Origin of the sequence: Streptomyces antimicrobicus, from assembly GCF_020532625.1 — a bacterium.
GTDB classification, from domain to species: domain Bacteria; phylum Actinomycetota; class Actinomycetes; order Streptomycetales; family Streptomycetaceae; genus Streptomyces; species Streptomyces antimicrobicus.
Genome location: NZ_JAJAUY010000004.1, coordinates 25,585 through 48,809 on the forward strand (window position 1 = coordinate 25,585; position 23,225 = coordinate 48,809).

At 72.3% G+C, this 23,225-nt stretch carries 22 protein-coding genes; 12 read left to right on the forward strand and 10 right to left on the reverse strand.

Translation table 11 applies throughout. From position 1 onward, the window contains the following. Positions 1-28: 28 nt before the first annotated feature. The 3 genes from LG632_RS01860 (at position 29) to LG632_RS01870 (ending at position 3,387) form a co-directional block, all read left to right on the forward strand. Positions 29-1,522: an MFS transporter gene (locus LG632_RS01860; protein WP_226724535.1), complete on the forward strand. Its 1,494-nt coding sequence runs from the start codon at positions 29-31 to the stop codon at positions 1,520-1,522. 137 nt (positions 1,523-1,659) lie between these two features. Then, positions 1,660-2,772 carry an aldo/keto reductase gene (locus tag LG632_RS01865; RefSeq protein WP_226724536.1) on the forward strand — a complete coding sequence of 371 codons (1,113 nt, stop codon included), beginning with the start codon at positions 1,660-1,662 and terminating at the stop codon, positions 2,770-2,772. Between the two features lie 21 nt (positions 2,773-2,793). Further along, complete coding sequence (locus LG632_RS01870; RefSeq protein WP_226724537.1) at positions 2,794-3,387, forward strand: TetR/AcrR family transcriptional regulator; 594 nt, start codon at positions 2,794-2,796, stop codon at positions 3,385-3,387. Between the two features lie 286 nt (positions 3,388-3,673). Here the strand turns inward: LG632_RS01870 and LG632_RS01875 are convergent, their stop codons facing one another. Continuing rightward, positions 3,674-5,056 (reverse strand): glycine--tRNA ligase, encoded by a 1,383-nt coding sequence (locus LG632_RS01875; RefSeq protein ID WP_226724538.1) that lies wholly within the window; start codon positions 5,054-5,056, stop codon positions 3,674-3,676. A gap of 154 nt (positions 5,057-5,210) precedes the next feature. On the opposite strand from LG632_RS01875, the gene LG632_RS01880 reads away from it, so the two are divergent. Genes LG632_RS01880 through LG632_RS01895 form a run of 4 tightly spaced genes read left to right on the forward strand, consistent with a single transcriptional unit; the run spans position 5,211 to position 8,375 of the window. Next, positions 5,211-6,191 carry a metal ABC transporter substrate-binding protein gene (locus LG632_RS01880; RefSeq protein WP_226724539.1) on the forward strand — a complete coding sequence of 327 codons (981 nt, stop codon included), beginning with the start codon at positions 5,211-5,213 and terminating at the stop codon, positions 6,189-6,191. A 17-nt stretch (positions 6,192-6,208) separates the two neighbouring features. Further along, positions 6,209-7,021 carry a metal ABC transporter ATP-binding protein gene (locus LG632_RS01885; RefSeq protein WP_226724540.1) on the forward strand — a complete coding sequence of 271 codons (813 nt, stop codon included), beginning with the start codon at positions 6,209-6,211 and terminating at the stop codon, positions 7,019-7,021. Beyond that, the gene (locus tag LG632_RS01890) at positions 7,021-7,887 is read left to right on the forward strand and encodes a metal ABC transporter permease (protein ID WP_226724541.1); all 867 of its coding nucleotides are present in this window, start codon (positions 7,021-7,023) and stop codon (positions 7,885-7,887) included. The genes LG632_RS01885 and LG632_RS01890 overlap by 1 nt, the downstream gene beginning before the upstream one ends. 56 nt (positions 7,888-7,943) lie before the next feature. Beyond that, positions 7,944-8,375, forward strand: a complete 432-nt coding sequence (locus tag LG632_RS01895) for a Fur family transcriptional regulator (protein WP_226724542.1) — start codon at positions 7,944-7,946, stop codon at positions 8,373-8,375. Here the strand turns inward: LG632_RS01895 and LG632_RS01900 are convergent. The 6 genes from LG632_RS01900 to leuA form a co-directional block, all read right to left on the reverse strand. Beyond that, positions 8,372-8,932 (reverse strand): YcxB family protein, encoded by a 561-nt coding sequence (locus tag LG632_RS01900; protein ID WP_226724543.1) that lies wholly within the window; start codon positions 8,930-8,932, stop codon positions 8,372-8,374. The two genes, LG632_RS01895 and LG632_RS01900, sit on opposite strands and share 4 nt — an antisense overlap. Before the next feature lie 47 nt (positions 8,933-8,979). Continuing rightward, positions 8,980-9,807, reverse strand: coding sequence for an isoprenyl transferase (locus LG632_RS01905; RefSeq protein WP_226724544.1), 828 nt, complete (start codon positions 9,805-9,807; stop codon positions 8,980-8,982). Positions 9,808-9,831: 24 nt separating this feature from the next. Continuing rightward, positions 9,832-10,578 carry a DNA repair protein RecO gene (recO, locus tag LG632_RS01910; protein WP_226724545.1) on the reverse strand — a complete coding sequence of 249 codons (747 nt, stop codon included), beginning with the start codon at positions 10,576-10,578 and terminating at the stop codon, positions 9,832-9,834. 75 nt (positions 10,579-10,653) lie between these two features. Next, positions 10,654-12,210, reverse strand: coding sequence for a nucleobase:cation symporter-2 family protein (locus tag LG632_RS01915; protein ID WP_226724546.1), 1,557 nt, complete (start codon positions 12,208-12,210; stop codon positions 10,654-10,656). A 322-nt stretch (positions 12,211-12,532) separates the two neighbouring features. Then, complete coding sequence (locus LG632_RS01920; RefSeq protein ID WP_226724547.1) at positions 12,533-13,237, reverse strand: TerB family tellurite resistance protein; 705 nt, start codon at positions 13,235-13,237, stop codon at positions 12,533-12,535. A 551-nt stretch (positions 13,238-13,788) separates the two neighbouring features. Next, complete coding sequence (leuA, locus tag LG632_RS01930; protein ID WP_226724548.1) at positions 13,789-15,546, reverse strand: 2-isopropylmalate synthase; 1,758 nt, start codon at positions 15,544-15,546, stop codon at positions 13,789-13,791. A gap of 384 nt (positions 15,547-15,930) precedes the next feature. Between leuA and LG632_RS01935 the strand changes: the two genes are divergently transcribed. The 4 genes from LG632_RS01935 to LG632_RS01950 all read left to right on the forward strand — a co-directional run bounded on the left by LG632_RS01935 (position 15,931) and on the right by LG632_RS01950 (position 18,927). After that, the gene (locus LG632_RS01935) at positions 15,931-17,004 is read left to right on the forward strand and encodes a M4 family metallopeptidase (protein WP_226724549.1); all 1,074 of its coding nucleotides are present in this window, start codon (positions 15,931-15,933) and stop codon (positions 17,002-17,004) included. A gap of 32 nt (positions 17,005-17,036) precedes the next feature. Then, entirely contained in the window at positions 17,037-17,306 is a 270-nt protein-coding gene (locus LG632_RS01940; RefSeq protein WP_226724550.1) for a protealysin inhibitor emfourin, read from the forward strand. A gap of 46 nt (positions 17,307-17,352) precedes the next feature. Beyond that, positions 17,353-18,159, forward strand: a complete 807-nt coding sequence (locus tag LG632_RS01945) for a GNAT family N-acetyltransferase (protein ID WP_226724551.1) — start codon at positions 17,353-17,355, stop codon at positions 18,157-18,159. Positions 18,160-18,258: 99 nt separating this feature from the next. Continuing rightward, positions 18,259-18,927: an SAM-dependent methyltransferase gene (locus LG632_RS01950; RefSeq protein ID WP_226724552.1), complete on the forward strand. Its 669-nt coding sequence runs from the start codon at positions 18,259-18,261 to the stop codon at positions 18,925-18,927. 79 nt (positions 18,928-19,006) lie between these two features. On the opposite strand, the gene era is transcribed toward LG632_RS01950, so the two are convergent. The 3 genes from era to LG632_RS01965 all read right to left on the reverse strand — a co-directional run bounded on the left by era (position 19,007) and on the right by LG632_RS01965 (position 21,803). Continuing rightward, positions 19,007-19,957, reverse strand: a complete 951-nt coding sequence (gene era / locus LG632_RS01955; protein ID WP_374203377.1) for a GTPase Era — start codon at positions 19,955-19,957, stop codon at positions 19,007-19,009. Between the two features lie 85 nt (positions 19,958-20,042). Further along, positions 20,043-20,705 (reverse strand): hypothetical protein, encoded by a 663-nt coding sequence (locus tag LG632_RS01960; protein ID WP_226724554.1) that lies wholly within the window; start codon positions 20,703-20,705, stop codon positions 20,043-20,045. A 93-nt stretch (positions 20,706-20,798) separates the two neighbouring features. Further along, positions 20,799-21,803: a GlxA family transcriptional regulator gene (locus LG632_RS01965; protein WP_226724555.1), complete on the reverse strand. Its 1,005-nt coding sequence runs from the start codon at positions 21,801-21,803 to the stop codon at positions 20,799-20,801. A 155-nt stretch (positions 21,804-21,958) separates the two neighbouring features. Between LG632_RS01965 and LG632_RS01970 the strand changes: the two genes are divergently transcribed. Continuing rightward, positions 21,959-23,224: an MFS transporter gene (locus LG632_RS01970; protein ID WP_226724598.1), complete on the forward strand. Its 1,266-nt coding sequence runs from the start codon at positions 21,959-21,961 to the stop codon at positions 23,222-23,224. Position 23,225 lies beyond the last annotated feature (1 nt).

The following is a 23,225-nucleotide window of genomic DNA, read 5'->3' on the forward strand; positions in this document are numbered from 1 at the left end:
GCGCGCCATTGTTCGTAAGCTCGGCGCCATGACCGAGCTGAGCCACCGGCGGCGCATGGTCGTGCTGGCGATCTGCTGTCTGAGCCTGCTGATCGTCAGCCTCGACAACACCGTCCTCAACGTCGCCCTGCCCCAGATGCGGCGCGAGCTGCAGGGGTCCGTGGCGGGCATGCAGTGGACCATCGACGCGTACACCCTGGTCATGGCCACCCTGCTGATGCTGGCCGGAGCCACCGGGGACCGGATCGGCCGCCGCAAGGTGTTCGTGACCGGCCTGGGCATGTTCCTGCTGGGTTCGCTGCTGTGCTCGCTCGCGCCGAGCCTGGGCTGGCTGATCGCCTTCCGCGCGGTCCAGGCCGTCGGCGCGGCGATGCTCAACCCCGTCGCGATGTCCATCATCGCCAACACCTTCACCGATCCGGCCGAACGGGCCCGGGCGATCGGCGTCTGGGGCGGTGTGGCCGGCATCTCCATGGCGGCCGGCCCGCTGGTGGGCGGTGTCCTGGTGGACTCGGTGGGCTGGCGGTCCATCTTCTGGCTCAACCTGCCGATCGGAATCGTCGCTCTCGTCCTGACGCTGCGGTTCATCCCCGAGTCCCGGGCGCCGCGGCCGCGCCGTCCCGACCCGGTGGGCCAGCTGCTGATCATGGCCCTGCTGGGCTCGCTGACGTACGGGATCATCGAGGCGCCCGAGGCCGGGCTGCGCTCCGGGCTCGTGCTGGGCTGCGCGGCCGTCGCCGTGGCGGCGTTCGCCGGACTCCTGGTCTACGAGCCGCGGCGCGCGGAGCCGCTGATCGACCCGCGGTTCTTCCGCAGCGCGCCGTTCAGCGGCGCGGTCGTGATCGCCGTCAGCGCGTTCGCCGCGCTGTCGGGGTTCTTGTTCCTGACCACGCTCTACCTCCAGGACGTGCGCGGGCTCGACGCCCTGCACGCCGGGCTGTGGATGCTGCCGCTGGCGCTGATGACGTGCCTGATCGCCCCGCTGTCGGGGCGGCTGGTGGGCAGCCGGGGGCCGCGGCTGCCACTGGTGGTCGCGGGCATCGGGATGGGCACCGGCTCGCTGCTGTTCGCCGCGTTCGGCGCGGAGCGGTACGACGGGCTGATGCTGCTGGCCTACGTGCTCTTCGGCGTGGGCTTCGGCATGGTCAACTCGCCGATCACCAACACGGCCGTCTCCGGCATGCCGCGCGCCCAGGCCGGGGTGGCAGCGGCGGTGGCCGCCACCAGTCGGCAGACGGGCGGCACCCTGGGCGTCGCGGTGATCGGCGCGGTGCTGGCGGCGGGGCTGGCCGGGGCGGGGAGCGCGCACGCTGCCGCCTCGGGCTTCCCGGCGGCCGGCTTCGCCGACGCGGCCCGGCCGGCCTGGTGGGTGATCACCTGCTGCGGGCTGATCGTGCTGGTGGTGGGCATCGTCTCCAGCGGCCCGTGGGCCCGGCGGACCGCCGAGGAGACGGCCAAGGCCCTGGAGGTGCCGCCGCCACCGCCGGAACCGGCGCCGGCCGGCGCTCCTCCGCACGCCTGACGGGGAGGCGGACGGCTCCCGCTCGTACGCCGCGGCACTGAGTGCCGCGGCGATTTTTCGTTGCCCGCGCGGCCGCCTTTCGTCATGACGAGTGACAGATATTGAAATCTGTCAGCCGTCATGCCAATCTCGATGGCATGACGACGAACGCATCCCCCCAGAACCCCTCCGCCCCCGCCGCCCCCGCCGACACCTCGAACCTGTCCGAGCGGTCCGAGCGGTCCAACGCCTCGGGCGGCCATGGCCGCCCCGCGCGCGCCCTCGGGCGCACCGGACCGGTCGTCTCCCCGATCGGCCTGGGCTGCATGGGCATGTCCGCCCTCTACGGCGCAGCGGACCGCGCCGAGTCGATCGCGACCATCCACGCGGCCCTCGACGCGGGTGTCACCCTCCTGGACACGGGCGACTTCTACGGCATGGGGCACAACGAAATGCTGATCGAAGAAGCCCTGCGCACGGCCCCCGCCGAGGCCCGGGAGCGGGCGCTGACGAGCGTGAAGTTCGGCGCGCTGCGCACCGTGGAGGGCGGCTTCACCGGGTACGACGGCCGTCCCGAGGCCGTCAAGAACTTCCTGGCCTACTCGCTCCAGCGCCTCGGCCGGGACCACATCGACATCTACCGGATCGCGCGGGTGGACCCGGACGTCCCGATCGAGGAGACCGTCGGCGCCATCGCCGAGGCGGTCCAGGCCGGTCACGTCCGGCACATCGGGCTCTCCGAGGTCGGCGCCCGGACGATGCGCCGGGCCGCGGCGGTCGCCCCCATCTCGGACCTCCAGATCGAGTACTCGCTGATATCCCGCGGCATCGAGCGGGAGATCCTGCCCACCGCCCGCGAGCTGGGCATCGGCGTCACCGCGTACGGCGTGCTCTCCCGCGGCCTGATCAGCGGGCACTTCACCCGGGACCGGCAGCTGTCCCCGGGCGACTTCCGCGGCATGAGCCCGCGCTTCCAGGGGGAGAACCTCAGCCGCAACCTCGACCTGGTGGAGGCCCTGCGCAAGGTGGCCGAGGCGAAGGGCGTCTCGGTCGCGCAGATAGCCATCGCCTGGGTGCTCGCGCGCGGCGAGGACGTCGTGCCGCTGGTCGGCGCCCGCCGCCGGGACCGGCTGGCCGAGGCCCTGGGCGCGCTGGAGGTCACCCTGGACGCCGCCGACCTGGCCGCCGTGGAGGAGGCCGTCCCGGCGGGCGCCGCGGCCGGCGAGCGCTACCCGCAGGCGCAGATGGCCCACCTGGACAGTGAGCACTGAGCTGGCGGTACGGTCGTAGACATGCCACCCGCTGCCGCCGAGCCCCTGACCCCCGAGCGCATCCTCGAAACCACCGAGGAGGTGCTGCGCCGCTACGGGCCGACGAAGGCCACGGTGGTGGACGTGGCGCGGGCCCTCGGGGTCAGCCACGGCAGTGTCTACCGGCACTTCCCCTCCAAGGCCGCGCTGCGTGAGGCGGTCACCGAGCGCTGGCTCGCCCGGACGGAGGTGCGGCTGAGGGAGATCACCGCGGCCGGCGACCGGCCGGCGCCGGACCGGCTGGAGGCCTGGCTGGAAGCGCTGTTCGACGCCAAGCGGCACAAGGCGGGGGACGATCCCGAACTGTTCGCCACCTACACCGTGCTGCTGGCCGAGAACAGCGGTGTGGTCGAGACGCATCTGGCGGAGCTGGTCGCCCAGCTGGGCGAGATCATCGACGAAGGAGTGAGCGAGGGCAGCCTCGCCGCCACCGACGTCCCGGCCGCCGCGCGTGCCGTGTTCGACGCCACCGGACGGTTCCACGACCCGCAGTACGCGGCGGAGTGGCAGTCCCCCACCATCGGCGCGGAGTTCGCGGCGGTGACGGCCCTGGTGGTCCGGGGACTCCGCCCCTGAACCGCCCCTGACCGGCGCGGGACCGGAGTACGTAGCTCCGGACGTCTTGGGGATCATTCGAGCCGGGCCGGTGTCCTGGTGAGCGGGTCCGGGCCGGCCTACGCGCGGGAGGCCGTGGTCGGGAGCCGCGTCCGGAGCCGCGTCCGGGGCTGCGGCCGGGGCTGCGGCCTGAGCTCAAGGCGCGGTGGCCTGGTCGTCTGCGGCGAGCCGAAAGGCCGGTGGCCGGTACGCGCGTGGTGCGTACCGGCCACCGGCCTCGGTCGGGCTGCCGCCCTTCGTGGAGTGCTCAGCAGCCGAGCAGACGGGCGCCGAGGTAGGCCTGGATCTGGTCCAGGGAGACACGCTCCTGCTTCATGGTGTCGCGCTCGCGCACGGTCACCGCGTTGTCGTCCAGGGTGTCGAAGTCGACGGTGACGCAGAACGGCGTGCCGATCTCGTCCTGGCGGCGGTAGCGGCGGCCGATGGCGCCCGCGTCGTCGAACTCGATGTTCCAGTTCTTGCGCAGGTCGGCCGCGAGGCCCTTGGCCTTCGGGGACAGCTGCGCGTTGCGGGACAGCGGCAGGACGGCGACCTTGACCGGGGCCAGGCGGTGGTCGAGGCGCATCACGGTGCGCTTCTCCATGACGCCCTTGGCGTTGGGGGCCTCGTCCTCGACGTACGCGTCGAGCATGAAGGCGAGCATGGCGCGGTTGACGCCGGCCGCCGGCTCGATGACGTACGGCACGTAGCGCTCGCCGGCCTCCTGGTCGAAGAACGACAGGTCCTGGCCGGAGGCCTCGGAGTGGGCCTTGAGGTCGAAGTCGGTGCGGTTGGCCACGCCCTCGAGCTCGGAGAACTCACTGCCGCCGAAGTTGAAGCGGTACTCGATGTCGGCGGTGCGCTTCGAGTAGTGGGAGAGCTTCTCCTTCGGGTGCTCGTACCAGCGGATGTTCTCCTCGCGGATGCCGAGGTCGCGGTACCAGTTCCAGCGCTCGGCCATCCAGTACTCGTGCCACTGCTCGTCCTCGCCCGGCTTGACGAAGAACTCCATCTCCATCTGCTCGAACTCGCGGGTCCGGAAGATGAAGTTGCCCGGAGTGATCTCGTTCCGGAAGGACTTGCCCATCTGCGCGATGCCGAACGGCGGCTTCTTGCGCGAGGTCTGCTGCACCTGGGCGAAGTTGGTGAAGATGCCCTGGGCGGTCTCAGGGCGCAGGTACGCCTTGGAGCCGGTGTCCTGGGTCGGGCCGAGGTGGGTCTCCAGCATGCCGGAGAACTGCTTGGGCTCGGTGAACTGGCCCTTGGTGCCGCAGTTGGGGCAGTTGATGTCGGCCAGGCCGTTCGCGGGGAGGCGGCCGTGCTTGGCCTCGTAGGCCTCCTCCAGGTGGTCGGCGCGGTGGCGCTTGTGGCAGGAGGTGCACTCGGTCAGCGGGTCCGAGAACGTGGCCACGTGGCCGGAGGCGACCCAGACCTCGGGGGCGAGGATCACGGAGGAGTCGATACCGACGACGTCCTCACGGGAGGTGACCATCGCGCGCCACCACTGGCGCTTGATGTTCTCCTTCAGCTCGACACCCAGCGGCCCGTAGTCCCAGGCGGCACGCTGTCCGCCGTAGATCTCGCTGCACGGGTAGACGAAGCCACGGCGCTTGCTGAGGCTGACGATGGTGTCGATCTTGTCGGCGGCCACGATGCTCTCTTCATTACGAGGACGAACGCGAATGCTTCAGGTTACCGGCGCCCGCCCCTCCCCTTTCAAATCGGGACCCCCTTCCCGGCCCCTCCCGCAGGCCCTCCACCAGGGTTTTTGACAACCGTTTCCACATTTGATGAAAATGGATGTCATGAACGTACGACGCCTCATACCCACCGCCGCCCTCACCGCCGCCGCAGCCCTCGGCGCCACCGCCCTGACCGGCTGCTCCGGCTCGGGCACCGGCAGCGGCGGCGCGGACGGCAAGCTCGCCGTGACGGCGTCGTTCTACCCCCTGCAGTTCCTCGCCGAGCAGATCGGCAAGGACCACGTGAGCGTCACCGCCCTGACCAAGCCGGGCGTGGAGCCGCACGACCTGGAGATCACCCCGAAGCAGACCGCCCAGCTCGGCGAGTCCGACGTGGTGCTCTACCTCAAGACCCTCCAGCCGGCCGTCGACAAGGCCGTCGCCCAGGCCGGCGTCAAGAACACCGTCGACGCCGCCACCCTCACCGAGCTGGAGTCCCACGGCGCCTCCGGGCACGACCACGCGCACGAGGGCGAGGCGGAAGCCGGCCACGACCACGCCCACGGCACCGAGGGCGAGTCCTCCACCGACCCCCACGTCTGGCTCGACCCGGTCAAGTACGCCGAGATCGCCCGAGGCGTCGGCAAGGCCTTCGAGAAGGCCGACCCCGGGCACGCGGCCGACTACAGGAAGAACACCGACGAGCTCGTCGCGAAGCTGGGCGCTCTGGACACCGAGTTCAAGGACGGCCTGAAGAACACGGCGTCGAAGACCTTCATCACCACCCACGCCGCCTTCGGCTACCTCGCCGAGCGCTACGGCCTGGACCAGGAGGGCATCTCCGGCGTCGACCCCGAGTCCGAGCCGAGCCCGGCGCGGATGAAGGAGCTCCAGGCCCTCGCCGGCAAGGAGCACGTCACCACCGTCTTCTTCGAGACCCTGGCCAGCGACAAGACCGCCAAGAGCCTCGCCGCCGACACCGGGCTCAGGACCGACGTCCTGGACCCGCTGGAGGGAATCACCGACAAGTCCCAGGGCGCTGACTACTTCGCCGTCATGCGGTCCAACCTGACCAACCTCCAGAAAGCACTCGGTAGCAAGTAATGGCAACGGAGGCCGCCATGCCCACGGAGGCGCGCGCCACGCAGTCCACCGCTCACCCGCCGCTGGACCAGCCCGTCATATCCCTGCGCGGGGCCACCGCCTCGCTCGGCTCGCGCCCCGTGCTGCGCGGCATCGACCTCACCGTCCGGCGCGGTGAGGTCGTCGCGCTGCTCGGCGCCAACGGCTCCGGCAAGTCCACCGCCGTCCGGTCGGTGGTCGGCCAGGTGCCGCTGAGCAGCGGCGAGCTGACCCTCTTCGGGACCGACCTCAAGCGCTTCCGGGACTGGTCGCGCATCGGGTACGTGCCCCAGCGCACCACCGCCGCCAGCGGCGTCCCGGCCACCGTCCGCGAGGTCGTCTCCTCCGGCCGGCTGGCCCGTACCCGCTTCGGCCTGCTGCGCAAGGCCGACAAGGCCGCCGTGGCGGCCGCCCTGGCCGCCGTCGGCATGGACGCCCACGCGGACGCCCCCGTGTCCGCCCTCTCCGGCGGCCAGCACCAGCGGGTGCTGATCGCCCGCGCCCTGGCCGTCGAGCCCGAGCTGCTGATCATGGACGAGCCGATGGCCGGGGTGGACCTGGCCAACCAGGAGGTCCTCGCCGACACCCTGCGCGGGCAGGTCGCCGCCGGCGTCACCGTCCTGCTGGTGCTGCACGAGCTGGGCCCCCTGGAGCCGCTGATCGACCGCGCCGTGGTCCTGCGCGACGGCTGCGTCGTGCACGACGGCCCGCCGCCGGAGGCCGTCGGGCAGCACGCCCTGCCCGGCCACGACCACGTACACCCCCACGCGGCGCACGACGCCGAGCCCCTGCGGACGGGACTGCTGAGCTGATGGACCTCCTGAACTACGCCTTCATGCAGCGGGCGCTGATCGCCGCCGTCCTGGTCGGCATCACGGCGCCCGCCATCGGCACGTACCTCGTCCAGCGCCGCCAGGCCGTCATGGGCGACGGCATCGGCCACGTGGCCATGACCGGTGTCGCGCTGGGCTTCCTGATGAACACCAGCCCCGTCTGGACGGCCACCCTGGTGGCCGTGGCGGGCGCGGTCGGCATGGAGCTGATCCGCTCCCGCGGCCGCACCAGCGGCGACATCGCGCTGGCGATGCTGTTCTACGGCGGTCTGGCCGGCGGCGTCATGATCATCAACCTGGCGCCGGGCGGCTCCACCGCCAACCTGACCAGTTACCTTTTCGGCTCGATCACCACCGTCTCGGCCGCGGACGTCACCGCCGTGGTGATCCTCGCCGCCTTCGTCACCGCCGTCACCCTGGGCCTGCGCCGGCAGCTGTTCGCCGTCTGCCAGGACGAGGAGTTCGCCCGGGTCACCGGCCTGCCGGTGCGCGCCCTGAACCTGCTGCTCGCGGTGACCGCCGCGGTCACCGTCACCGTGGCCATGCGCATCGTGGGCCTGCTGCTGGTCAGCGCCATGATGGTGATCCCGGTCGCGGCCGCCCAGCGCGTCACCCGCGGATTCACCGCGACCCTTTCGGTGGCCATGGCCATCGGCGTGCTGGTGTCGCTGAGCGGCACGGTCACCACGTACTACCTCGACGCCCCCTCCGGCGGCACCATCGTGCTGCTCGCCATCGCCGTGTTCGTGACGACGACCGCGCTGTCCGCGCCGTTGGCCAAAAGGCGTGCCAACGCGGCCCGGTCCGCCGAAGCAGTCTGCACGCGCGACGATGTGAAGGTGTAGCGGCCTGGCACAATGGCCCCGAGGCCCTGCTCGGGACCCGATACGAGGAGGAAACGGTGGCGACTGCGCCTGGCGAGACGAATACCGCGCCAGTACGAGGACGATCCACCCGGCAGCGCGCCGCCGTGGCGGCCGCCCTGGACGAGGTGGACGAGTTCCGCAGCGCCCAGGAGCTGCACGACATGCTCAAGCACCGTGGCGCCTCGGTGGGCCTGACCACCGTGTACCGCACCCTCCAGTCCCTCGCCGACGCCGGCGAGGTGGACGTGCTGCGCACCAGCGACGGCGAGTCCGTCTACCGCCGCTGCTCCTCCGGCGAGCACCACCACCACCTGGTCTGCCGCAAGTGCGGCAAGGCCGTCGAGGTGGAGGGTCCGGCGGTGGAGAAGTGGGCCGACGCGATCGCCGCGGAGCACGGCTTCGTCAACGTCGCGCACACCGTGGAGATCTTCGGCACCTGCGCGGACTGCGCGGCCGCCCTCTCCTAGATCCGCCGCAGGTTCGCGTCCAGGAGCTCCCGCAGCCGGTCGGCGTCCTCGGGGGCCCGCAGGCCCCGCTTGGGGAGGATCGTCATGGACGCCGCGCGCTTGTCGAGGTCGAGCGTGAGGAAGAGCTCGTCCGTCTCGGCGTAGGCGGGCTGTGCGGTCCATTCCATGCGGGTGGCGTACTGCTGCGTGAGCACCGTGATCCCGGAGCCGTCGACGACGGTCCGGGTCCGCCCGGCCTTCGCCAGCATCCCGGCGAAGGCACGCGCCTGGAGCCGGGGGCCGATGAGCATGAGTGCGCACAGCAGCAGGCCCAGGGCGAGGAACAGCACCGACTTCGCCGTGGTCCGCCCGGCCAGCAGCGCGCCGCCGCCGATCAGGACCGAGGAGCCGCCGAGCAGCGGCAACAGCCACCGCTCCCGGCGCAGGGCGGGCGTCGCCCGGGCCCGGACCCGGATGGCCCGGGCGAGATCGGCCGTGGTGACCTCGTAGACGAGCTCGACGCCGTCCCCGGTCCCCGCGCCGGCCGCCGCGGCCGGCTCCGTTTCATTCATGTGCATGACAGCGGAGCCTAGTGCCGCGGCGGGACCGGGTCGATCGCCTTCCGTCAGCCCTCGGAGCCGCCCGGCTCCACCTGGTTGGGGACGGCCCCGCCGAACCGGCGGTCGCGCTGGGCGTACTCCAGGCAGGCCCGCCACAGGTCGCGCCGGTCGAAGTCCGGCCACAGCACGTCCTGGAAGACCAGCTCGGCGTACGCGCTCTGCCAGATCAGGTAGTTCGAGGTGCGCTGCTCGCCGCTCGGGCGCAGGAACAGGTCCACGTCGGGCATGTCCGGGTAGTACAGGTACTTCGCGAGGGTCTTCTCGTTGACCTTCGACGGGTCCAGCCGGCCGGCCCTGACGTCCTCGGCGAGGGCCTGGGCGGCGTCGGCGATCTCGGCCCGGCCGCCGTAGTTCATGCAGAAGTACAGCGTCAGCTTGTCGTTGCCCTTGGTCTGCTCCTGGGCGATCTGGAGCTCCTTGGCCACCGACTTCCACAGCTTGGGCATGCGGCCGACCCAGCGCACCCGGATGCCGAGCTCGTCGAGCTGGTCGCGGGTCTTGCGGATGAAGTCGCGGTTGAAGTTCATCAGGAAGCGCACCTCGTCGGGCGAACGCTTCCAGTTCTCGGTGGAGAAGGCGTACAGCGAGATGTTGCCGACGCCCATCTCGATGGCGCCCTGGAGGACGTCGAGCACCCGCTCGGCGCCGACCTTGTGGCCCTCGGTGCGGGGCAGGCCGCGCTCCTTGGCCCAGCGGCCGTTGCCGTCCATCACGATCGCGACGTGCTCCGGCACCAGCTCACCCGGGATCTTCGGCGGCCGGGCACCGGACGGATGCGGCTCGGGGAGCTTGTACTCGCGGCGGGAGCGTCCCAGGAATCCGCGTACTGCCATGGCGCTTTCAGTCTCCGATCTCGGTCACTTCTCGACGTAACGCAAGGAGCGCAGCCCGCGCTCCAGATGCCAGTGCAGATAGGCGGAGACGAGTCCGCTCCCCTCGCGCACGTACCGCGGCTCCGCCGCGTCGGCGGTCGCCCAGTCCCCTGTCAGCAGGGCGCTGAGCAGCCCGATGGCCTCACGTGATGGTACGACGCTGCCGGGAACGCGGCAGTCGCCGCAGACGACCCCGCCCGCGCCGACGGAGAAGTGCCGGTTGGGGCCGTGGATGCCGCACCGGGCGCAGTCCTGGAAGCTGGGCGCGTAGCCGTTGACGGCGAGGGAGCGCAGCAGGAACGCGTCGAGGACGAGGCCCGGCGCGTGCTCGCCCCGGGCGAGGGTCCGCAGGGCCCCGACCAGCAGCAGGTACTGCTGGACGGCGGGCTCGCCCTCCTGGTCGGTGAACCGCTCGGCGGTCTCCAGCATCGCGGTGCCGGCGGTGTAGCGGGCGTAGTCGGTGACGATCGTGTTGCCGTACGCGGCGATGGTCTCGGTCTGCGTGCACAGCGGGAGGGTGCGTCCGACGAGGTCGCTGCCGCGGGCGAAGAACTGGACGTCGACGTGGGAGAAAGGTTCCAGCCGGGCACCGAACTTGGACTTGGTCCGCCGTACGCCGCGCGCCACCGCCCTCACCCGTCCGTGTCCCCGGGTCAGCAGGGTGATGATGCGGTCCGCCTCACCCAGCTTCTGGGTGCGCAGCACGATGCCGTCGTCGCGGAACAGACTCATGCGGCCATTCTCCCGTACCCGGTCGCGCGGCGACCCCGGCCGGGGGGGATCCGGCCGGGGTGCCCCTTGGGAGGGTCAGGGGGCGGGGGCCACGGCTGTCTCGTCGGTGGCCCCGGCCTTGTCGGTCGCGACCTTGTCGGTCGCGGCCTTGTCGGACGCTGCTTCGGGCTCGGTCCCGGCGCTGCCGGTCGCTGTCTCGGCGGTCGCGGCCTCGGGCTCGGTCCCGGCGCTGCCGGTCGCGGCCTCGGCAATCGCGGCCTTCGGGCCGTGGGCGTCGTCGCGGGCCGGGCCGTTGAAGATCAGGTTCAGCACGATCGCGGCCGTGGCGCCGAGCGTGACACCGCTGTTGAGGAGCGAGGACAGGTCGGTGCCCATGTGCTCCTTGAAGAGCACCGGAACGGTCGCCGGGAGCAGGGCGAAGGCCAGCGAGACACCCACGACCAGCGCGTTCTTCTCCTCCTTGAGGTCGACCCGGGCCAGCGTCTGGATGCCCGCCAGGGCGACCATCCCGAACATGACGGTGGCGGCGCCGCCCAGGACCCCGTGCGGGACGGCCGCGACGACGGCGGCCGCCTTCGGCAGCAGGCCCAGCACGATCATGAACACACCGGCGGCGACGACCACGAACCGGCTCTTGACCTTCGTCATCCGCACCAGGCCCACGTTCTCGGCGAACGCCACGTACGGGAAGGAGTTGAGCACTCCGCCCAGCGCGGTCGCCGCGCCGTCGGCGCGCAGGGCGCGGGCCACGGTCTCGCTGTCGACCTCCTTGCCGACGATGTCGCCGACGGCGTAGGTGTCACCGGTCGTCTCGACCATGGTGATCAGCATGACGATGAGCATCAGCAGGATCGGGAACCACGCGAACTTCGGGGCGCCGAAGTGGAACGGCGTGGTGATGCCGACCCAGTCGGCGTCACCCACCCCGGCGAAGTGCGCGTCGCCGAACAGGAAGGCGACGGTGGTGCCGCCGACCAGGCCGAGCAGGATGGCGATGCTGGAGAGGAAGGGCCGGCCGAGCCGCATCAGCACGAGGATGAAGAGCATCGTGCCGCCGGCGTAGGCGAAGTTCTTCGGGTCCCCGAAGTCGGGGGTGCCGAGGCCGCCCGCCGCGTCGTTCAGGCCGACCGGGATCAGGACGATGCCGAGCACGGTGATCACGGTGCCGGTCACGACCGGCGGGAACAGCCGCATGACCGCCCGGAAGGCCTTGGCGGGCAGCCAGGCGAAGGCGAACGTGGCGATGCCGGCCGTGATCACGGCGCCGTAGATCGCCAGCAGGGCGGCGGTGCCACCGCCGGCGCCCAGGCCGATGGCGATCATCGGGGAGACAGCGGTGAAGGTGACGCCCTGGATCAGCGGCAGCCGCGCGCCGATCCGGCCGACGCCGAGCGCCTGGACGATCGAGGCGATACCGCAGGTGAAGAGGTCCGCGTTGATCAGGTAGACCAGCTGTTCGGGGCTGAGCTTCAGTGCGTTGCCGACGATGATGGGGACGATCACGGCGCCGGCGTAGAAGGCCAGGACGTGCTGGAAGCCGTACAGCGCGAGCTTGGGGAGGGGGAGCACCTCGTCGACCGGGTGCGTGCTCTGCTCTCCGTCGGTGGAGAGCCGGGCGGCGACACGTGCCATCTCTGCCTTGCCCTTCAGGGGAGGTAGGTAAATGAGAGGAGACCTGGTTATCCCTGGGCGGGCGCGGTTCGTGGTGCGGGGGGCCGCCAGGGTTTCAGTGCGTTCACGTGGATCGAAGCCCCGCTGTGTTACAGCCGGCGTCTCGTCGTGTGACCGAAATTGAACGCCTGTGGGCGGCCTCACAGATACCGTCGACTTCTACAAAATGTAGAGAGCGACGTCCGCCGATTCTGTGGGTTCCTCCAGTGGCAGACAACCCTGGGGTGGGATAAGCGAAGCCGCCCCGGAGGCACCGGAGCGGCTTCCCGACGGGCGGACGGCGCTACGACGAGCTGCGCACGGCCGCCAGCAGGCGCGAGATCTCGTCGGCGTCCAGCCGCAGCGCGGCGCCCACCGTGGCCAGAACCTCACGCTCGGCGGGCGTGTACGGGCCGTCGGCGAGGGCGATCCGGGCGCCCTGGAGCAGCAGCGACTCGCGGCCGGCCGGGGCCAGGTGCGGGGACAGCGGCTCCAGCGCCTCGTGGAGTTCGATGGACAGGGCGGCCCCGCAGCACTCCGGCCCGTCGTAGAGGCCCGGCAGCCGGCCCTCCTCCAGGCCGAGCGCCTCGACCAGGGTCTCCAGCTGCTCCTCCGTGCAGTCCTGGAAGCCGGCGTTCCGTACGGCGCCCACCGCGGCCTCCAGCGCCGGGCGCGCGGCCGTGCCGCCGCCGGCGGCGAGCACGGCGAGGGCGACGGTGTGGACGGCGTCGCGCAGCATCGCCGTGAAGCGGGTCGTGGTCGGGTGGTCCAGCACGTCGGTGTCGAACCGGTCGCGGCAGCCCGCGCACTCGACCACCGGGCCGACCTCGCCGCGCGGCATCAGCGGCACCCCGAGGAGGGTGAACCGGCGGCGGCCCGTGCGGCGGCGGTAGTTGCGGTCGCCCCCGCAGGCCGGGCAGAAGAACTCGCCGTCCCCGACGGTGTTCCAGGTGGTACGGATGCCCCAGACCGCGATCTTCCGGCTGGTCCCACCCCGAGCTGGCAGCACGTCGACCTCCGCCTCCGTAACTTCCCGGCGACTTCGCCGGGTTGTTGGCGTGATGTTAGCCACATCGATGAGGATGCGTCAGTCGTGTGACAAGACAACATGGCCCGGCGCGCGCACTTGGCCGAAGTGCGCCCCCGGTGCCCCTCGCGCTCCCCTTACGCTTCGCCGCGTGCACACCCCGTCCTGTCTGGTCACCGGCGCCGCGAGCGGGCTCGGCCGCGCCACCGCCGACCGTTTCGCCCGTGCCGGAGCCCACGTCCCCGCGGCCGACATCGACGGCCCCCGCCTGCGGGCCCCGCTACGGAACCGGCCGCGGAGGTCCTCGACCGCACCTGCGTCACCGCCGGCGTCGCCGTGGCGGACGCCGGGGCACTCCCTCTTTCGGATGTACGCGAGACCACCCCTGACCCGCCTCCGACGCGCCGGACGGGCGGCCGGCCACCCGCCGGGACGCGCGGACCCCGCGCCTCCCGGGGAGGAGGAGGCGCGGGGTCCGGGTACGGCTCGGTGCCAGGGCCTCCGCGTACGGCGTCGGCGTCGGCGTAACGGCGTCAGCGGCCCGCGCGGTTGACGGCCGAGATGACGGCCTTCAGGGAGGCGCGGGTGGTGTTGGCGTCGATGCCGATGCCCCACAGGACCCGGCCGTCGATGGCGCACTCGATGTACGAGGCGGCCTGCGCGGAGGCGCCCTCGCTCATGGTGTGCTCCTGGTAGTCCAGCAGCCGGGCGTCCACGCCGATGCCGGCCAGCGCGTCGAAGAACGCCGAGATCGGACCGTTGCCGGTACCGCTGAGGACCGTCTCCGAGCCGTCCACGACCGCCTCGACGGTGAGCGTGTCCGTGCCGTCCTTGTCGGTGGCCGTGGAGCCCGACAGCAGCTGGATGCGGCCCCAGGGGTTCTCGGGGTTGGGCAGGTACTCGTCCCGGAAGACGTTCCAGATGTCCTTCGGCGTGACCTCGCCGCCCTCGGCGTCGGTCTTGGCCTGGATGATCCGCGAGAACTCGATCTGCATCCGGCGGGGCAGGTCCAGCTTGTGGTCGTTCTTCAGGACGTAGGCGATACCGCCCTTGCCGGACTGCGAGTTGACGCGGATGACGGCCTCGTAGGAGCGGCCGACGTCCTTGGGGTCGATGGGCAGGTACGGAACGGCCCACTCGATCTCGTCCACCGTCCTGCCCTGGGCGGCCGCGTCGGCCTCCATGGCGTCGAAGCCCTTCTTGATGGCGTCCTGGTGGGAGCCGGAGAAGGCGGTGTAGACCAGGTCGCCCGCGTAGGGGTGGCGCGGGTGGACCTCCATCTGGTTGCAGTACTCGCTGGTGCGGCGGATCTCGTCGATCTGCGAGAAGTCGATCTGCGGGTCCACGCCCTGCGAGAACAGGTTCATGCCCAGCGTGACCAGGTCGACGTTGCCGGTGCGCTCGCCCTGGCCGAACAGGCAGCCCTCGATGCGGTCGGCGCCGGCCATGACCGCGAGCTCGGCGGCGGCCACGGCGGTGCCGCGGTCGTTGTGGGGGTGGGCGGACAGGCAGATGAACTCGCGGCGGGTCAGGTTCCGGGACATCCACTCGAACCGGTCCGCGTGCGTGGACGGCGTCGAACGCTCCACGGTGGCGGGCAGGTTGAGGATGATCTCGCGGCCGGCCTCGGGCTGCCAGACGTCGCAGACCGCCTCGCAGACCTCCAGGGCGAAGTCCAGCTCGGTGTCGGTGAAGATCTCCGGGCTGTACTGGTAGCCGAAGACGGTCTCGTCGCCCAGGATCTTGTCGGCGTACTCCATGACCAGGCGGGTGCCGTCGACCGCGATCTGCTTGATCTGCTCCTTGGAGCCGCGGAAGACGACCCGGCGGAAGGTCGGGGCGGTCGCGTTGTACATGTGCACGGTGGCGCGCCGGGCGCCGCGCAGCGACTCCACGGTGCGCTCGATCAGGTCCTCGCGGGCCTGGGTCAGCACGGAGATCGTGACGTCGTCCGGGATCGCGCCCTCTTCGATGATGGAGCGTACGAACGCGAAGTCGGTCTCGCCGGAGGACGGGAAGCCGACCTCGATCTCCTTGTAGCCCATGCGCACCAGCAGGTCGAACATCTCGCGCTTGCGGGCGGGGCTCATCGGGTCGATCAGGGCCTGGTTGCCGTCGCGCAGGTCGGTGGACAGCCAGCGCGGGGCCTTGGTGATGCGCCGGTCGGGCCAGGTGCGGTCCGGCAGGTCCACCTGCTCGTAGACGCCGTACTTGTGGATCGGCATCCCGGACGGCTTCTGGGTGTGGGTCGCGTTCGTGATGGGCGTGGGGCGACCGATGGTCTGGCTCATGGCGTTGGGCTCCTCGCGTGTCCGCGCGTAGTTCGCTTCAGCGGCCGACGGGTCCGTACTCCCTCGCACGAGGTGGACGGCGCAACACCAGACTCCGCGGGGAGGGGGTCGGCCTACGACTACAGGCCCTCGCCGCGGCAGCTAAGGAGAAGCAGCCCGAAACGCATGATGGGCCGACCATAGCCGAGCCGCGCGGTGATGCGCGGGACTGTTTCAGTATGCGGGACCCACCTGTCCGATTTACACCAATTGTGGCCTACGTCTCCCGCGGAACGGCAAGGTCCGGGCGAACCGTCAAGGATGACCCCACCCCTTTCAGACAGACGAATGAATCATGCTCGCGCCTAGTGACAGCACCATGACGCACTGCCACATTTGCCGTTCATGGATGCCACCCGTGGGGACCGCCACCCCGTCTTCTGCACCATCGTCCCGCCGCACCTGCTGGACCGCATCGCCCGCTCCGACAACGCCCGCCGGGCCGACATCGCCCAGGCCACCTTGGAGCACGACGCCCTCCAGCGCACCCGGCGGCGCATCACCACCGTCCGGGGCATCGCCCCGGCCGCCCTGTCCGCGCCCCCCTCCGACGAGCCCGAACGCACCGTCTACGACGCCCAGCACCGCACCCGGCTGCCCGGGACCAAGGTGCGCGGCGAGGGCGACCCGCTGCACAAGGACGCCACCGTCAACCGCGCCTACGCGGGCCTCGGCGCCACCTTCGAGCTCTTCCTGAAGGCCTTCGGGCGCCACTCGATCGACGACGCGGGCCTCGCGCTGGACGCGACCGTCCACTACGGCGAGGACTACAACAACGCCTTCTGGGACGGCCGCCAGATGGTCTTCGGCGACGGCGACGGCGACCTCTTCCTGGACTTCACCGTCTCCGTCGACATCATCGGGCACGAGCTCGCCCACGGTGTCACGCAGTACACGGCCAACCTGGAGTACTACAAGCAGGCCGGCGCGCTGAACGAGTCGATGTCGGACGTCTTCGGCTCCCTGATCAAGCAGTACACGCTCGACCAGACCGCCGACCAGGCGGACTGGCTGATCGGCGCCGGGCTGCTCGGCCCGAACGTCACGGGGGTCGCGCTGCGCTCGATGAAGGCGCCCGGCACCGCGTACGACGACGACGAGCTCGGCAAGGACCCGCAGCCGGCCACGATGGACGACTACGTCAACACCTCCCGCGACAACGGCGGCGTGCACATCAACTCCGGCATCCCCAACCACGCCTTCTACCTGCTGGCCACCGAGCTCGGCGGCAAGGCCTGGGAGCGGGCCGGGCAGATCTGGTACGACACGCTCACCGGCGGGGAGCTGGGCACGAAGGCCACCTTCGCCGACTTCGCCCGGCTCTCCCTGGCGGCGGCGGTCGCCCGGTACGGCGAGGGCGGGGCGGAGCACCGGGCCCTGACCAAGGCGTGGTCCACGGTCGGCGTCCCGACCTCCTGACGAGGAGATCTTCGATGCAGTAGACAGGTGCCATGCGGATTCACGTGGTGCGGACGGGCGGCTTCGCGGGCATCGAGCGCAGGGCCGAGGTGGACACCTCGGGCCGGCCCGACGAGGAGGAATGGGAGGCGCTGGCCCTGCTCGCGCTGCGGCCGGGTCCGGCGTCGCACCCCGGCGACCGGGTCCGGGACGGGTTCTCGTACCGGATCACGGTCGACGGGCGGACGGTGACCTGCCACGACCCGCACCTGTCCGAGGCGCAGCGGCAGCTGGTCTCCCGGGTGCTCAAAGAAGGTGCCTGAGCACAAAGAAGGTGCCTGAGCAGGGCTGTTTTGCTTCCATGGCGCGGTGACGATTCTTGACGCGCTGGAGCGCTACTACGACACCGTGCCGCGAGTGGGCGGGGCGCGGGCCGAGGACTTCGGCCCGCTGACCCTGTTCGTCCAGGAAGGCCAGGGCTGGCCCTACTACGCCCGCCCGACGCTCGGCGCCGCGGCGCAGGCCGGTCCGGCGGACGTACTGCGGGTGCTGGAGCGACAGCGGGAACTGAAGGTGCCCCAGGCCTTCGAATGGGTGGCCGAAACCACCCCCTCGCTGCGGGCCGCCGTGGAAGCGGCCGGACTGCATGTTCATGCACACCCGCTGATGGTGTGGGAGCCCGCGGACGAGGCCGGCGCGGCGCATCCGGAGGTCCGGCTGATGGGCGCCGAGGACCCGTTGCTGGCGGCGGCCGTGGCCGTGCCGATGCTGGCCTTCGCCGCTCCGGGCACGGCCCTGGGCGAGGCGGGCCCGGCGGAGCTGGCGACCGCCGTGACCGATCCCTCGACGGAGCTGCGCCGGGCGCATGTGGCGGCGATGCTCGCCTCCGGCCGCACCGCCCTGGCGGTGGCCGTACGGGACGGGGTCGTGCTGTGCTCCGGGCAGTACAACCCGGTCGGTGACGTGGCCGAGGTGGTCGGCGTCGGTACGCTGCCGGCGGCGCGGCGGCAGGGGCTGGCGCTCGGGGTGACGGCGGCCCTGACCGCGGACGCGCTGGCGCGCGGCGCGCGGACGGTGTTCCTGTCGGCGGGCGACGACGACGTGGCACGGATCTACGGCCGGGCGGGCTTCCGCCGGATCGGGACCGCCCTGATCGCCGAGCCGCCGACGGCATAGCCCGAGTTTTTTGCGGAAACCGCAAGAATCCTGGCCTGCCGGGCAGGGCCCGGCCGAGCATCGGGCGGAGCAGACACCCGAGCGGAAGAGACGAGCGCCATGGCCCAGCAGCAGCACGACCAGCACCAGCACCACGAGGGCCCGGAGGGCTACGGGTCGGACGCGGAGTTCTGGGACGCCCGCTACCGCCAGAGCGACCGGATCTGGAGCGGCAACCCCAACGGGGTCCTGGTCCGCGAGGTCGAGGGGCTGCCCGCCGGGCGGGCCCTCGACCTCGGCTGCGGCGAGGGCGCCGACGCCGTCTGGCTGGCGCGCCGGGGCTGGCAGGTGACCGGGACCGACATCTCGGCGGTGGCCCTGGAACGGGCCGCCGGGCACGCGGCCGAGGCGGGCGTCGCCGACCGGATCTCCTTCGAGCGGCACGACCTCGGCGCCTCGTTCCCCACCGGGGAGTACGACCTGGTCTCCGCCTGCTTCCTGCACAGCCCGGGCGACATGCCGCGCGAGCGCATCCTGCGCGCCGCTGCCGCGGCCGTGGCCCCCGGCGGCGTGCTGCTGGTGGCCGGGCACGGCGGGACGGCGCCCGGGCACGAGAACCCGCATCCGGAGCTGCACTTCCCGACCCCGCAGGAGGTGCTGGCGGACCTGGAGCTGCCCGAGGACGGCTGGGAGGTGCTGGTCTGCGCGGAGCACCCGCGGACGGAGGCGGAGGCCAGCCGTCCGGGGCCCGGCTTCGACAACACCCTCAAGGTGCGGCGCCGGGGCTGAGGGCCGGGCCGCCCGGCTGCGGCCGGGCCGCGGCCCGGCGGCCCCCGGCGGCGGCCTCAGGCGGCGGCCCGGCCGCGGCTCAGAAGCCCAGCTTGCGCAGCTGCTTGGGGTCGCGCTGCCAGTCCTTGGCGACCTTCACGTGGAGGTCCAGGAACACCGGGGTGCCGAGGAGGGCCTCGATGTGCTTGCGCGACTTCATGCCCACCTCCTTCAGGCGCGAGCCCTTCGGGCCGATGATGATGCCCTTCTGGCTGGGCCGCTCGATGTAGACGTTCGCGTGGATGTCCAGCAGCGGCTTGTCGGCCGGGCGGTTCTCGCGCGGCAGCATCTCCTCGACCACGACCGCGATGGAGTGCGGCAGCTCGTCGCGGACGCCTTCGAGCGCGGCCTCACGGATGAGCTCGGCCACCATCACCATCTCGGGCTCGTCCGTGAGGTCGCCCTCCGGGTAGAGCGGCGGGCTCTCCGGCAGCAGCGGGACCAGCAGGTCGGCGACGAGCTTGACCTGCTTGTCGCCCACGGCCGAGACCGGGATGATCTCTGCCCACTCGATGCCGAGCTCCTGCCCGAGCTGCTGGACGGCCAGCAGCTGCTCGGCCAGCGCCTTGGACTCGACCAGGTCGGTCTTGGTCACGATGGCGATCTTGGGGGTCTTCTTGATCCCCGCGAGTTCCTTGGCGATGAACTTGTCGCCGGGGCCGATCTTCTGGTCGGCCGGCAGGCAGAAGCCGATGACGTCGACCTCGGCCCAGGTGGCCCGTACGACGTCGTTGAGGCGCTCGCCCAGCAGGGTGCGCGGCTTGTGCAGACCGGGCGTGTCGACCAGCACCAGCTGGGCGTCCGGCCGGTGCACGATGCCGCGGACGGTGTGCCGGGTGGTCTGCGGCCGGTTGGAGGTGATCGCGACCTTCGTGCCCACCAGTGCGTTGGTCAGGGTCGACTTGCCCGCGTTGGGGCGGCCGACGAAGCAGGCGAAGCCCGCGCGGTGCGGGGCGGTGGGCTCGGGGGAACGATCGCTCATACGGGCCATTCTCCCCGATGCCGCCCGCGCCGCCGACCAGGCCGCCACGGGCGGGCCCAGGCGCGCGCTCGGCCAGGGAGAGGCGGGCCCTCGGTCAGGGTGAGGGCGGGCCCTCGGTCAGGGTGAGGGTGAGCACCGCCCTGTACGAGCCGGTCCGGGTGTACGGCGGCAGGCGCAGCAGCACGGTGGCGTCCACCGTGAACCGGCCGCCGCCGTCGGCCGACGCCAGGACGGCCCCTTCGGGCCCGACGGCCCCCGCCGGGCCGGCGGTGCAGCGGCCGAGGCTGCCGCGGGCCGGGGCGCAGGTCGGGGCCCAGGTCAGGGACGCTCCGGGGACGGGTCGTCCACCCGCCCCGGTGAACGCGGTGACCGCGCCGCGCAGCGTCCACCCGGAGCCGGCCGGCACACCGCGGACGTCGAGCACGGTGACGGTGCCGATCCGCCCGGCGGCTCCCCCGCCCTGCCCGTTGGCGACGGCCCCGAGCGTGAGGGCGGCCCCGTCCTGCGTCATGGACAGCACCGGGGTCCTCGGGGCCGGCGGGGCGTGGGTCCGACCGGGCCGCTCGGACCGGCCGCTCGCCGCCGGTGGTGGGGCGTGCGTGGTGCGGGGCGCGGCCCCGCCGGGCGGGGTGGCCGCCGTCGCCGGGGCGGCCGGGGTGGTCAGACCGGTGGCGAGGGCGGCCGCCCCGGCGGCCGCGATCCACGCGCGGCCGCGCAGGCCTCCTCGCCTTCTCCCGGTCCCTCCGGCTCTGTTCACCGCCCGCCCCCTGGGTCCGCCCCGGCACGGGGTCATTGACCGGTCCGGGCGCCGAGAAGTCAAGGCGCGTGACGCGCCCGACCTGACGGACCATCAGGGGCGGGCGGGCTCCGCCTCCGCCGCCCCCGGGGCCGCGGCGGCGGTCCGGAACGTCCGCCGGTAGGCGGTCGGGCCCACGCCCAGCGCCGCCAGCAGGTGCTTGCGCAAGGACTGCGCCGTGCCGAACCCCGCCTCGCGGGCCACCTGTTCCATCGGCAGGTCCGTCGACTCCAGCAGCCGCCGCGCCCGCTCGACCCGCTGGAGCACGATCCACCGACCGGGGCTCACCCCGGCCTCCTCGCGGAACCGCCGCGTGAAGGTCCGTACGGACATGGCCTGCTGCCGGGCCATGTCGCTCAGCCGCAGCGGCTCGTGCAGCCGGTCCAGCGCCCAGGCCCGGGCCGCCGACGTACTCGCCAGCTGCGGCTGCGGCACCGGCCGTTCGACGAACTGGGCCTGCCCGCCCTCGCGGTGGGGCGGTACGACGGTGCGCCGGGCGACCTCGTTGGCCACGGTCGCCCCGTGGTCCCGGCGGACGATGTGCAGGCACAGGTCGATCCCGGCCGCGACCCCGGCCGAGGTCAGCACGTCGCCGTCGTCGGTGTAGAGGACGTCCGGGTCCACCCGCACCGCCGGGAACAGCCGCTGGAAGTGCTCGGCGGAGGCCCAGTGCGTGGTGGCGCGGCGGCCGTCGAGGTAGCCGGCGGCGGCCAGGACGTAGCCGCCGGTGCAGATCGAGACGAGCCGGGTGCCGGGGCGGACGTGGGCCAGGGCGGCGGCGAGCTCGTCGGTGAGCCGGCCCTCCTCGTAGACCGGCCCGAGCTCGTACGAGGCGGGCACCACGACCGTGTCGGCCTCCGCCAGCGCCTCCGGGCCGTGCTCGACGTGGACGGCGAAGTCCGCCTCGGTCTGGACCGGTCCGGCGGCGAGCCCGCAGGTGGCGAGCTCGTAGAGGCGGCGGCCCTCGGCGTCCCTGGCGCGGTCGAAGATCCGGTGCGGGATGCCGAGCTCGAAGGGGAGCAGCCCGGCCAGGGCGAGGACGACCACACGATGCGCCATGGCCCGATCGTAGCGAATGCTGTCGTTCAGGCCACTGGAGTGCCGCAGGTCCGGGCCGCGAAGCTGTCCGCGTGACCCAGAGCGCACCTTCCGAACCCACCGCGACCGCCCCCGCCGCCTCCGCCGACTCCTCCCTCTCCCCCGCGTCCTCGGCCCTGGCCGCCGTCCCGCGCCGGGCGCCGGGGCGTGTGCACCGGGCCTGGTCCGTCGCCGCCGTCACGTTCGTGACGATCATCGGCGCGGCTGCCTTCGCCTCCCTGCCGGGGCTGCTGATCGAGCCGCTGCACCAGGAGTTCGACTGGTCGCGGGGCACGATCGGCTTCGCCGTGTCGGTCAATCTCGCCCTCTACGGGCTCACCGCGCCGTTCGCCGCCGCCCTGATGGACCGGTTCGGCATCCGCCGGGTCGTGGCGTGCGCGCTCACCGTGATCGCCGTCGGCTCCGCGGCCACCGTGTGGATGACCGCGTCCTGGCAGCTGGTGCTGTTCTGGGGCGTGCTGGTGGGTCTGGGCAGCGGCTCGATGGCGCTGGCCTTCGCCGCGACCGTCACCAACCGCTGGTTCACCGCCCGGCGCGGGCTGGTCACCGGCATCCTGACCGCCGCCGGCGCCTCGGGTCAGCTGATCTTCCTGCCGCTGCTGGCCTGGCTGGTGTCGGAGCACGGCTGGCGACCGGCGGCCCTCACCGTCGCGCTCGCCGCCCTGTCCGTGGTCCCGTTCGTCTGGCTGCTGCTGCGCGACCACCCCGCGGACGTGGGCCTGGCGCCCTACGGAGGGACGTACGCGGCGAAGCCCGCGCCGGTGCCGGGGGCGGCCCGGCGGGCGCTGACGGTGCTGTTCCGGGCGGCCCGCACCGGTCCGTTCTGGCTACTGGCCGGCACCTTCGCGATCTGCGGCGCGTCCACCAACGGCCTGGTCAAGACCCACTTCGTGCCGGCCGCGCACGACCACGGCATGCCGGTCACGGCCGCCGCCGGGCTGCTCGCGGTGATCGGGGTCTTCGACGTCGTCGGCACGGTCGCCTCGGGGTGGTTCACCGACCGCTTCGCGGCGCGCCGGCTGCTGGCGGTGTACTACGCGCTGCGCGGGGTCTCGCTGCTGTTCCTGCCGATGCTGCTGGCCCCCTCGGTCCACCCGCCGATGGTGTTCTTCATCGTCTTCTACGGTCTGGACTGGGTCGCCACCGTGCCGCCGACCCTCGCGCTGTGCCGGGAGATCTACGGCGAGGACAGCGCGATCGTCTTCGGCTGGGTGCTGGCCTCGCACCAGGTGGGGGCGGCCGTGGTCGCCTTCCTCGGGGGTCTGGCCCGGGACGCCTTCGGCTCCTACGACGTCGTCTGGTACGCCTCCGGGGCCCTGTGCGCGGCCGCCGCGCTGATGGCGATGGTCATCCGGCGGCCCCGGCCGGCCGCCGCGCCCTGAC

What these genes read in the sequence shown, in the direction of transcription:
- LG632_RS01860 (WP_226724535.1), top strand. Translation starts at nt 29, where the DNA reads ATGACCGAGCTGAGCCACCGGCGGCGCATGGTCGTGCTGGCGATCTGC.
- LG632_RS01965 (WP_226724555.1), bottom strand. Translation starts at nt 21,803, where the DNA reads ATGGCGCATCGTGTGGTCGTCCTCGCCCTGGCCGGGCTGCTCCCCTTC.
- LG632_RS01870 (WP_226724537.1), top strand. Translation starts at nt 2,794, where the DNA reads ATGCCACCCGCTGCCGCCGAGCCCCTGACCCCCGAGCGCATCCTCGAA.
- LG632_RS01880 (WP_226724539.1), top strand. Translation starts at nt 5,211, where the DNA reads ATGAACGTACGACGCCTCATACCCACCGCCGCCCTCACCGCCGCCGCA.
- LG632_RS01940 (WP_226724550.1), top strand. Translation starts at nt 17,037, where the DNA reads ATGCGGATTCACGTGGTGCGGACGGGCGGCTTCGCGGGCATCGAGCGC.
- LG632_RS01890 (WP_226724541.1), top strand. Translation starts at nt 7,021, where the DNA reads ATGGACCTCCTGAACTACGCCTTCATGCAGCGGGCGCTGATCGCCGCC.
- leuA (WP_226724548.1), bottom strand. Translation starts at nt 15,546, where the DNA reads ATGAGCCAGACCATCGGTCGCCCCACGCCCATCACGAACGCGACCCAC.
- LG632_RS01950 (WP_226724552.1), top strand. Translation starts at nt 18,259, where the DNA reads ATGGCCCAGCAGCAGCACGACCAGCACCAGCACCACGAGGGCCCGGAG.
- LG632_RS01900 (WP_226724543.1), bottom strand. Translation starts at nt 8,932, where the DNA reads ATGCACATGAATGAAACGGAGCCGGCCGCGGCGGCCGGCGCGGGGACC.
- LG632_RS01905 (WP_226724544.1), bottom strand. Translation starts at nt 9,807, where the DNA reads ATGGCAGTACGCGGATTCCTGGGACGCTCCCGCCGCGAGTACAAGCTC.
- recO (WP_226724545.1), bottom strand. Translation starts at nt 10,578, where the DNA reads ATGAGTCTGTTCCGCGACGACGGCATCGTGCTGCGCACCCAGAAGCTG.
- era (WP_374203377.1), bottom strand. Translation starts at nt 19,957, where the DNA reads ATGGCCCGTATGAGCGATCGTTCCCCCGAGCCCACCGCCCCGCACCGC.
- LG632_RS01865 (WP_226724536.1), top strand. Translation starts at nt 1,660, where the DNA reads ATGACGACGAACGCATCCCCCCAGAACCCCTCCGCCCCCGCCGCCCCC.
- LG632_RS01935 (WP_226724549.1), top strand. Translation starts at nt 15,931, where the DNA reads ATGGATGCCACCCGTGGGGACCGCCACCCCGTCTTCTGCACCATCGTC.
- LG632_RS01885 (WP_226724540.1), top strand. Translation starts at nt 6,209, where the DNA reads ATGCCCACGGAGGCGCGCGCCACGCAGTCCACCGCTCACCCGCCGCTG.
- LG632_RS01915 (WP_226724546.1), bottom strand. Translation starts at nt 12,210, where the DNA reads ATGGCACGTGTCGCCGCCCGGCTCTCCACCGACGGAGAGCAGAGCACG.